The sequence below is a fragment of the Pseudomonas sp. genome, from assembly GCF_026224925.1.
In the GTDB taxonomy this organism is placed as follows: domain Bacteria; phylum Pseudomonadota; class Gammaproteobacteria; order Pseudomonadales; family Pseudomonadaceae; genus Aquipseudomonas.
In genome coordinates, this window is sequence record NZ_JAMFRV010000227.1 from 1 (window position 1) to 8,669 (window position 8,669).

The following is an 8,669-nucleotide window of genomic DNA, read 5'->3' on the forward strand; positions in this document are numbered from 1 at the left end:
CATTTTGGTTAATGGTCAGCGACGAACCAGTAGCGCCGGCTTGATCGACGTTCAGGCCGTTATTAGCACCGTTCTGCGAAGTGGTAACGCTGCTCGAATCGGCCATAGCGGCGCCTGACAAAGCAACAAGTACAGCAAGAGACAAAAGTGATTTACGTGCGTGCATGGTGATCTTCCTTTTTCTGTTTGATATTTCAATTTGGGTTGTGTGGCATGCAGCTTTATTGCGGGATTACGGTTGATTCACTTGAAACTGCGTGGTCTGCCCAGTCGTTTTATCGGTGGTAACGATCTGCAGCATTCCGCTTGAAAGATTGGTAATCGCAATCCGGAAGTCGGTGGTTTCAACAACCCCCGGAATAAGTTGGCCATTGGTACCAACGATGCTGGAGGTAACAGCCGAGGACACTCGACTCAGGATTGCGCTCTGCAACATGGTATTGAATTGAGTCAAAGCACTCTGGCTCGACGATGATGAATCGGACTTCGCGACAAAGTGGTTCTGAGCCTGGGCCTGGTTAAGTAACACCGGTCCGTTGAGCGGATTGCCGCCGAACGAAGGGTTGTTTGGCACATAGGCCAGCTCGCTGGCGTAGGCAGTACCTGACAGACCGGACACCAATGCCAGGCTGATAAAAACCAGGGATAACCGATGCATATAAATACCTTTTAAAATTCGTCGCGGCCCATGTCTGGGTCACCAAAAAACTGTGCCAGTTGGTAGTCCAAAATGCCTTGGTAAACTTGTGCAGCAGCATCAGCGCCGATGGCGGGTATAAGGCTGCGGTTGGGCGGTAAAAAAATCTGGAACAACCTGCGGTTACCGTAATCAACAAAAACCTGACTGCCTAAACGCGCAGTAGGACGCTCAGAAATAGCAACCGTGAAGTGCCCGGTCTCATCCATTTCACTCCACGCGACAGCAAAACTGTCATAAAACGCACGTCCAGCGAGGGTGATAGTTTGACCGGTGACTAGCCCGCCGACTTCCCTGCTATTGAGAGTACGGTGCTGCGCTAGGCTCGCGTTACTGTTGACGCTGTCCTGGGCAAACACCATGGATACAACGCACAGCTGCAGAACTGTCACGCTCATAAAATGAGAGTACGTCATGTGCTTGCAGAACCGATAACAAGTGGTAGTTGCTATTTATATCTCAATAATCGCAATGCGCCACTATTTTTATAAAATATTTAAAGTTACTTTTTGACGCCAGATTTTTTGGCAGAATTTAGTCGCCATAAAGGACAGACAAGATTATGACGCCAATGTTTTTAACGATTTTTTAAACCTTTTCACCTTCGTCTATACACCGAAATGTATTAGCACTTTATAACTGACGAGACAGGTATTTGAACAAATGAGACGTCACTTATTAGTGACCACACAGGTTGATTAATTAAACGATTCAGCGCCTGCACGCAAGGCATTTTATAACTCTAGGCGACACGCATTGTGCCCACTCCGGTAACAGCGCCAAAAAAAGCATTCTCGGCATACACGGCCTCGACCTGCCAAAGAAGATATATCATTATAACTAAGTCATTCGTTTGACAACCGAATCGTTGACGGTTCTAGGCGCGACTGTAAGCCGCGTCTATCACAGTGACGGCCCTGCTTACTTGTGGTTAATAGACATCAATTAACCACCACCCTCCCAACCATCTGCGGATGCAACGTACAAAAATACTCGAACACGCCTGCCGTCTTGAACGTGTACGAGTATTGATCCCCAGTATCCAGCGCTGGCGAACGAAATGTTTTGTTAACGCCGACGATGGTGTGCGGCGCTGGGTCGTCGTTAATCCACGTGACAGTCGTCCCGGCTGCCACGGTCAGGTCTTTCGGTGAATACAAAAACGCTTTGATTTCGATCTGTATGTTTTCTGCCCAAGCCGATATCGGGATCAGTAGGCAACTCAGGGCAATAATCTGGGCACAGCGGGTCATTGGACCTCCGTCAAACGAGTGTTGAATTGATGAGTGCCAAGGGATGGTCGCCTTGTGTAGCTACCACCTCGGTAACCCCCAAATAATTGCGCAGTTGATCAGCGGCCACCGTCATAGGACCAGGAGCTGGAGCCGACCCAGGGGCAGGTTGGGGGTACGCGGTCGAACGGGCGGTATGGAAGGTAATGTTGCCTTCAACCTTCTGTATGACTTGATGGATATGGCCATTGAGGACCGTAACGGAGCCGTATTTGCGCAGCATCGCGATGGCTTGATCACCGTCTTCGGTGCCCCAACCCCATGGCTGATAAATTGTCCACAGTGGGATATGAGTAAACACAACGACAGGCGTACTGACAGACACGGCGCGCAGGTCATCCGCCAGCCATTTCAGTTGGTCGGCGCCAAGGGTCGCTTCGTGGCCCGCCTGGAAGTTGAATACATTTATCAACGCAACAAAGTGCACGCCATGATCATCGAAGCTGTACCAGCCATTGCCTTTAGTACCTTTACCGTAACGGTCCAGATAAGCCTTGCCCCCGCCTTCATCGAGCATGTCGTGCTCGCCAGGTACGTAATGCACCGGGGAAGGCAACCCTTTCAAGACTTGGGCGGCTGCATCGAACTCTGCGGGTTTGGAAAGGTGAGTAATGTCGCCGGTGTGCAGAATCAGCGATGGTTTTTTTGGCAGCGCAATGACCTTATCGATGGCCTGCTGCAAGGTGTTCAACGGTGCCGGATTGGCCTCTTTGTTAAAGCCGATATGCGTGTCACTTATTTGCAGAAAGTGGAAATCGTTGCCTGATGCGCCCCCCGCTAGTTGCGCCTGCGGGTCATCCAACGCGAAAGCGCGCGGGATACCGCCGCTCATAATCCACAACACGCCCGCGCCCGCCCAGGCGGAGCACTTCAAGAGTTCCCTTCGGCCAAGGGTGTGACCCTCTTCGCGATCGGGTAAGGTCGAACCGGTTTTCATAAAAGACTCCGCAGATGTGCTTTGCTTTGGGGTAGCTGTCAGGGTCTATAACCGGAGCGCGGGCCTCTTTATTCCACGATTAAAAATATTTCTGTGAGTGGGAATAAAACAGGCCGAAGGGGAGTTTATAAAGAGATGGGGCTAGGTCACACAGTCGATATGAAGCGTTTTGATGAGCTACTGGCGCCCCATATGGACGCGGCCTATAACCTTGCGCGATGGCTTACCGGCAATGAAAGCGCGGCGCGAGATGTGGTGCAGGAAAGCGCCTTGAGGGCGTTTAGGTTTCTTCACCGTTTTGAAGACGGAAACGCCAAAGCCTGGCTACTGACGATTGTCCGCAATGAAAGTTATACCTGGCTCAAAGCCTCGGCTGGACATCGGTGGGTCTCCCTCGGCGACGACCTTCCGGAAGACGATAGCGTTCCCGCCCACTCCTCTACCCCGGAGCTCAACGCCATCCGCACTGAAGACATCGCCCTGCTTAAGCAAGCGCTCGAAGCCCTTGCGCCTGTGTTTCGGGAGGTGATTATTTTGAAGGAGCTTGAGGACATGCCTTACAAGGACATTGCCAACGTCATAGACGTACCGATTGGCACCGTCATGTCGAGACTGGCAAGGGCGCGGACCATGCTCAAAACTGAATTCTTGAAGTTGAGCCGCCATGAGTAAGATCAATTGCGAGCACTGCCGCGAATGGATGAGCAGCTATCTGGACAATGAACTGGACACTCAATCGCGGGACCGCCTGAGTGAACACCTACTGACGTGCACCGAATGTCAGCAGCGTCTTGAAACGCTGAGGGCCCTAAAAGCAGCAGTACAGCATCACAGCCCCTACTACACGGCCCCCGAATCACTGACCAAGAGTCTGCGGCTCCGTCTAACGTCACCCGCCATCGAGAATAACGATATCTGGCGCACCCTCCGACTCTGGCTTGCCCCGGTTCTGTCGGGCGCATTATTAGCGGTGGCACTGTTTTTATACGTTGCAGCGCCATCACCTGAGGACAACTGGACAGATGAGGCGGTTTCCAGCCATGTGCGCTCATTGATGGGCGACCACCTGATGGACGTTGCCTCCTCCGACAAGCACACGGTAAAGCCGTGGTTCACCGGCAAACTCGACTTTTCGCCACCGGTGTATGACTTCTCTGCGGAAGGTTTTCCACTCCTCGGCGCTCGGCTGGACTACCTTCAGCATCAAACCGCCGCCGCGCTTTCTTATCGGCACGACAAGCACATCATCAATGCCTTCGTGGTGCCGACGGCGCAGGCCGACAGCCAACCGCAAAGCCAATCCAGCCGCGGCTACAACATCGTGTCCTGGCGGCAGAACCACATGCATTTCATCGTCGTGTCCGATCTGGATAAGGGGGAGCTGGAAGTTTTTAGCCAGCTGATCCAGAGAGGACTCTGACAAAGGACCATTGGAATTAAACCGAGAACCCTTTTCCACCACGAGCCGCGGTGATCGACCGTGCTTTAAGATTGGGACAGAGTTTCCATTAACCCGCCAAGATCATCTTCAGACCCGTCCTACGTTAATATCGGAATCAACAACCCCTTAAGTCCCACACAAACTGTCGGGCCATTGCCCAAACTCATCCCGCGAGCTGCTGCCTGCGTAATAAGGAACCCACACCATGCTGCAGTCCGACCTGAAACTCTACGAATCTCAAGGCTCGCCGAACGCTCGCCGCGTACGGATATTCCTGGCAGAGAAAGGCATCAACGTCGAATTGATCCCGGTAGACATCGCGGCCAAAGCCCAATTCTCACCCGCGTACAGCGCGATCAATCCGCGCAACGTCGTCCCAACGTTGGTGCTGGAAGACGGCACGGCCATCGGCGAAGTGCCTGCTATTTGGCGTTACCTGGAAGAGGTTTATCCCGAGAAGCCTCTGTTGGGCACCGATGCCAAGGACCGAGCGTTAGTAGCAATGTGGGAACGATGGGCTGAGCAGGAAGGTTTTGCCGCAGTGATGGAGGCAGTGCGAAATTGGCTGCCGGGGTTGGCTGGCCGGGCGTTGGCGGGGCCGCATGCTTACGAGCAGATTCCAGCGTTGGTTGAGCGCAGCGAAGCGCGGATCGGCCATTTCTATACCGATCTGAATGCGCGGCTAGAGGCGGCCGCATTTGTGGCCGGCGATCGGTTTTCGGCAGCCGATATTACTGCAGTAGTGGCTATCGACTTCGCAGTGGCGGCACTCGAACTGGACCTTCCAGACGACCTGCCGGCGCTGCGAACCTGGTATGCAACGGTCTCAGTACGCCGGAGCCTGAGTGCCTGATTCGAAGCAGCGCCCCAGCTCTATCGGATGATGTACACGTGATCAGCATTGATACAAGCTTGCTCAAGAAAACACAGCTTCGGAGGATCCATGGCAAATACCTATAGCCAGCACGAGTGGCAGCTCAGGCAACAATTGGCAGCCTGCTACCGCTTGATCGCTCATTTCCGCATGAGCGATTTGATTTCGACGCATATTTCCGTGCGCATTCCGGGGCCAGAACATCATTTCCTGATCAATCCTTACGGACTGCTCTTCGAAGAAATCACGGCATCAAATCTGGTGAAGATCGATTTGCAAGGCGTCAAAGTCGAAGATTCACCCTATCCGGTGAACCCTGCGGGCTTTGTCATACACAGCGCCATTCACCGTGCCCGCGAAGACGCTCATTGTGTGCTGCATACACACACCAAGGCCGGTTGCGCGGTAGCCGCGCAGGAATGCGGTTTGCTGCCGGTCAATCAGATATCCATGGAGTTCTATGGTCGGGTGGCCTACCACGAGTACGAGGGCATCGCGCTGAACTTCAGCGAACAGCAACGCTTGGTGGCGGACTTGGGCGACAAGTCGGTCATGATCTTGCGTAACCACGGTTTGCTCAGCATCGGCGACAGCGTTTCCCAAGCGTTTCTGCGCATGTATTACTTGGAGAAAGCCTGCGAAATCCAAATAGCCGCTCAAGCCGGTGGAGCATTACGCTATCCATCCGCTGAGATTTGCCGCCACACCGAACAACAATTCAACAACCCCGGCGCAGACCTTGCCGAAGGTGAGTTGAGCGACCCGGACGCCAATCGCATGGCGTGGGCTGCGCTGCTGCGGCTGGTCGAGCGGATTGCACCTGATTACAAGCATTGAACAGTGCCGCTAACATGTCGGCCCGACACACCGATGGAGATGACCTTGCTTGATAGCCGCACACCCGCGCTGGATGAGATCGACCGTCAATTGATCGCTGCCTTGCAGATCAATGCCCGCGAAAGCGTGGCCATGCTTGCCCGGCAGTTGGGGATCGCCAGAACCACCGTGACCTCGCGCTTGGCGCGTCTGGAAAAATCCAAAGTCATCACCGGCTATGGCGTGCGCTTGGGTCAGCGCCTGATAGATGGTGGTTTGCAGGCGTACGTCGGCATTACGGTGCAACCGCGCTCCGGCAAAGAAGTCTTGCGCCGATTGAGCGCCATCGCTCAAGTGCAGCAACTGTGTGCGGTCAGTGGAGAGTTTGATTACGTGGCGTGGCTGCGAACTGATTCGCCGGAGCAACTGGACCAACTTCTAGACCTGATTGGCAGCATGGAGGGGGTAGAAAAGACCACCACCTCGATCATCCTTAGCAGCAAGATAGATCGCGGGCAGCCCGTCTGACCGCAGGCCTCGTTGCAACTTATACGTTGTCGTCTTCCGCGCCCATACACGCATGACGCGTAGTGTTTACTGGCTGGTCGCGGGGCGAGCAAACGCCTCGGCAACGCCGACTGCCCTCTGGGTGTGGTAGCCAGCTCAGATGAGGGCGCGCCAAGGCGAACAGCCGGTAGAGCACTAGAAAAAGCGGACGCAGCGGCTTCCACGCCAAGGGCGCCGCCCACCTGCCAACACCTGCGGCTCGCCAACTCCAAAGGGTGGCGTCGATGCCAGTCAACCACTGGCCGCTGGCGCTGCGAGCATGCAGACGATCGCCCAGCTCTTGCAGGGTGCGTCCCGTTGACGTCGGGTCAAAATCGGCGGCGCTGATGTCCACCAGTGCCAACCGTTCGGGCTTCGCATGCCGGTGCAACCACTGCACCTCACGTGCACATAGCGGGCAATCCAGATCGACGTATAACGTCAGCGGCAAGCTAGGTGTTTCCATCGCACTTCTCCCAGCCGGCGTTCAGGTGTACTCAAGGAACATGAGTACACGCCGGATTACTATACAGATCATGTACAATAATAACTTTATTGCATAGCTTTTACCGAGTGGCGGTAGCGATAAATGTCGACTTCATCCGTTCACAATTAACCGCATCTACTGACCAAGCTTCTGAGAAACTCATGACAAGTCAAAGTGACTCAATAAGTCGTCATAATGTATCCAATAACTGCAAAACGACGACACTATGCGTCTTATTAACGTGTTCACTCTTATCTAGACTGTCTTCTTTTGCGTTCCAGCCGAGCAAGGTCAGTCATGAAAACCAATCGCCATCCTGCAGACGGTAAAAAACCGATCACTATGTTCGGCCCGGACTTTCCTTTTGCCTTCGACAACTGGATCGAACACCCGGCCGGATTGGGCAGCATCCCCGCCGAACACCATGGCGCAGAAGTGGCTGTGGTGGGTGCTGGTATTGCGGGACTGGTCGCGGCTTATGAGCTGATGAAGCTCGGCTTCAAGCCTGTGATTTACGAAGCGTCGAAAATGGGTGGGCGTTTGCGCTCCCAGAACTTCGCTGGCACTGACGGTATTGTTGCTGAACTCGGCGGCATGCGCTTCCCGGTTTCATCCACCGCGTTTTATCACTACGTCGACAAGCTCGGTCTTGAATCAAAGCCCTTCCCTAACCCGCTGACTGCTGCGTCCGGCAGTACAGTTGTAGACTTGGAAGGTGCTACTTATTACGCACAAACACTGTCGGATCTTCCGGCAATGTTTCAGGAAGTCGCCGATGCCTGGGCCGACGCACTGGAAGCCGGTTCGCAATTTGCCGACATCCAGCAAGCCATCCGTGACCGCGACGTTCCACGCCTGAAAAGCCTGTGGAACACCCTCGTGCCGCTGTGGGACGACCGCACGTTTTACGACTTTGTTGCCACCTCCAAAGCCTTCGCCAAATTGTCGTTCACCCATCGCGAAGTGTTTGGCCAAGTAGGGTTCGGGACCGGTGGTTGGGACTCTGACTTCCCCAACTCGATGCTGGAAATCTTCCGCGTGGTAATGACCAACTGCGACGATCATCAACACCTTATCGTCGGTGGCGTCGAGCAAGTGCCGCTGGGAATTTGGCGTCATGTGCCGGAGCGTTGCGTGCATTGGCCAGAAGGCACCAGCCTCGCTTCGCTGCACCGAGGTGCGCCGCGCTCCGGGGTGAAACGCATCGCCCGCGCTGAAGACGGCCGCTTCGAAGTCACCGATAATTGGGGTGACACCCGCCACTACGCCGCCGTGCTGACCACTTGCCAAAGCTGGCTGCTGACCACCCAGATTGAATGCGAAGAAACCTTGTTTTCGCAGAAGATGTGGATGGCCCTGGACCGCACGCGCTACATGCAAGCATCGAAAACGTTCGTCATGGTCGACCGGCCGTTCTGGAAAGACAAAGACCCGCAAACCGGTCGCGACTTGATGAGCATGACCCTCACCGACCGCCTGACCCGTGGCACCTATCTATTTGATAACGGCGACGATCAGCCGGGTGTCATTTGCCTGTCCTATTCGTGGATGAGCGACGCACTGAAGATGCTTCCGCACC

The 8,669-nt window shown here is 54.5% G+C and carries 11 protein-coding genes; 6 read left to right on the forward strand and 5 right to left on the reverse strand.

Features of this window, described 5'->3' with window-relative positions; genetic code table 11:
• Nucleotides 1-232 precede the first annotated feature (232 nt).
• From M0974_RS09745 to M0974_RS09760, 4 genes are all read right to left on the reverse strand, one after another.
• On the reverse strand, nucleotides 233-658 hold the full coding sequence (locus M0974_RS09745; protein ID WP_297835735.1) for a curli assembly protein CsgF: 426 nt from the start codon (nucleotides 656-658) through the stop codon (nucleotides 233-235).
• 11 nt (nucleotides 659-669) lie between these two features.
• Entirely contained in the window at nucleotides 670-1,095 is a 426-nt protein-coding gene (locus M0974_RS09750; protein WP_297835737.1) for a CsgE family curli-type amyloid fiber assembly protein, read from the reverse strand.
• A gap of 543 nt (nucleotides 1,096-1,638) precedes the next feature.
• Nucleotides 1,639-1,950, reverse strand: coding sequence for a cupredoxin family copper-binding protein (locus M0974_RS09755; RefSeq protein ID WP_297835738.1), 312 nt, complete (start codon nucleotides 1,948-1,950; stop codon nucleotides 1,639-1,641).
• A gap of 10 nt (nucleotides 1,951-1,960) precedes the next feature.
• Nucleotides 1,961-2,926 (reverse strand): metallophosphoesterase, encoded by a 966-nt coding sequence (locus M0974_RS09760; protein ID WP_297835740.1) that lies wholly within the window; start codon nucleotides 2,924-2,926, stop codon nucleotides 1,961-1,963.
• A 159-nt stretch (nucleotides 2,927-3,085) separates the two neighbouring features.
• Here M0974_RS09760 and M0974_RS09765 point away from each other — a divergent pair, with 159 nt between their 5' ends.
• The 5 genes from M0974_RS09765 (at nucleotide 3,086) to M0974_RS09785 (ending at nucleotide 6,585) form a co-directional block, all read left to right on the forward strand.
• Nucleotides 3,086-3,598, forward strand: coding sequence for a sigma-70 family RNA polymerase sigma factor (locus M0974_RS09765; RefSeq protein WP_297835742.1), 513 nt, complete (start codon nucleotides 3,086-3,088; stop codon nucleotides 3,596-3,598).
• Nucleotides 3,591-4,346, forward strand: coding sequence for an anti-sigma factor (locus M0974_RS09770; RefSeq protein WP_297835743.1), 756 nt, complete (start codon nucleotides 3,591-3,593; stop codon nucleotides 4,344-4,346). The genes M0974_RS09765 and M0974_RS09770 overlap by 8 nt, the downstream gene beginning before the upstream one ends.
• A gap of 226 nt (nucleotides 4,347-4,572) precedes the next feature.
• Nucleotides 4,573-5,220 carry a glutathione S-transferase family protein gene (locus tag M0974_RS09775; protein WP_297835745.1) on the forward strand — a complete coding sequence of 216 codons (648 nt, stop codon included), beginning with the start codon at nucleotides 4,573-4,575 and terminating at the stop codon, nucleotides 5,218-5,220.
• Between the two features lie 90 nt (nucleotides 5,221-5,310).
• Complete coding sequence (locus M0974_RS09780) at nucleotides 5,311-6,078, forward strand: class II aldolase/adducin family protein (protein ID WP_297835746.1); 768 nt, start codon at nucleotides 5,311-5,313, stop codon at nucleotides 6,076-6,078.
• A gap of 45 nt (nucleotides 6,079-6,123) precedes the next feature.
• Nucleotides 6,124-6,585, forward strand: coding sequence for an Lrp/AsnC family transcriptional regulator (locus M0974_RS09785; protein WP_297835748.1), 462 nt, complete (start codon nucleotides 6,124-6,126; stop codon nucleotides 6,583-6,585).
• Nucleotides 6,586-6,604: 19 nt separating this feature from the next.
• Here M0974_RS09785 and M0974_RS09790 read toward each other — a convergent pair whose 3' ends face one another.
• Entirely contained in the window at nucleotides 6,605-7,069 is a 465-nt protein-coding gene (locus tag M0974_RS09790; protein ID WP_297835749.1) for a thiol-disulfide oxidoreductase DCC family protein, read from the reverse strand.
• A gap of 318 nt (nucleotides 7,070-7,387) precedes the next feature.
• Here M0974_RS09790 and M0974_RS09795 point away from each other — a divergent pair.
• Nucleotides 7,388-8,669 (forward strand): FAD-dependent oxidoreductase (locus M0974_RS09795; protein WP_297835750.1); only part of this gene is annotated, 1,282 nt, incomplete at its 3' end.

Coding starts and splice junctions, on each gene's coding strand:
- M0974_RS09745 (WP_297835735.1), bottom strand. CDS start 658: ATGCATCGGTTATCCCTGGTTTTTATCAGCCTGGCATTGGTGTCCGGT.
- M0974_RS09750 (WP_297835737.1), bottom strand. CDS start 1,095: ATGAGCGTGACAGTTCTGCAGCTGTGCGTTGTATCCATGGTGTTTGCC.
- M0974_RS09755 (WP_297835738.1), bottom strand. CDS start 1,950: ATGACCCGCTGTGCCCAGATTATTGCCCTGAGTTGCCTACTGATCCCG.
- M0974_RS09760 (WP_297835740.1), bottom strand. CDS start 2,926: ATGAAAACCGGTTCGACCTTACCCGATCGCGAAGAGGGTCACACCCTT.
- M0974_RS09765 (WP_297835742.1), top strand. CDS start 3,086: ATGAAGCGTTTTGATGAGCTACTGGCGCCCCATATGGACGCGGCCTAT.
- M0974_RS09770 (WP_297835743.1), top strand. CDS start 3,591: ATGAGTAAGATCAATTGCGAGCACTGCCGCGAATGGATGAGCAGCTAT.
- M0974_RS09775 (WP_297835745.1), top strand. CDS start 4,573: ATGCTGCAGTCCGACCTGAAACTCTACGAATCTCAAGGCTCGCCGAAC.
- M0974_RS09780 (WP_297835746.1), top strand. CDS start 5,311: ATGGCAAATACCTATAGCCAGCACGAGTGGCAGCTCAGGCAACAATTG.
- M0974_RS09790 (WP_297835749.1), bottom strand. CDS start 7,069: ATGGAAACACCTAGCTTGCCGCTGACGTTATACGTCGATCTGGATTGC.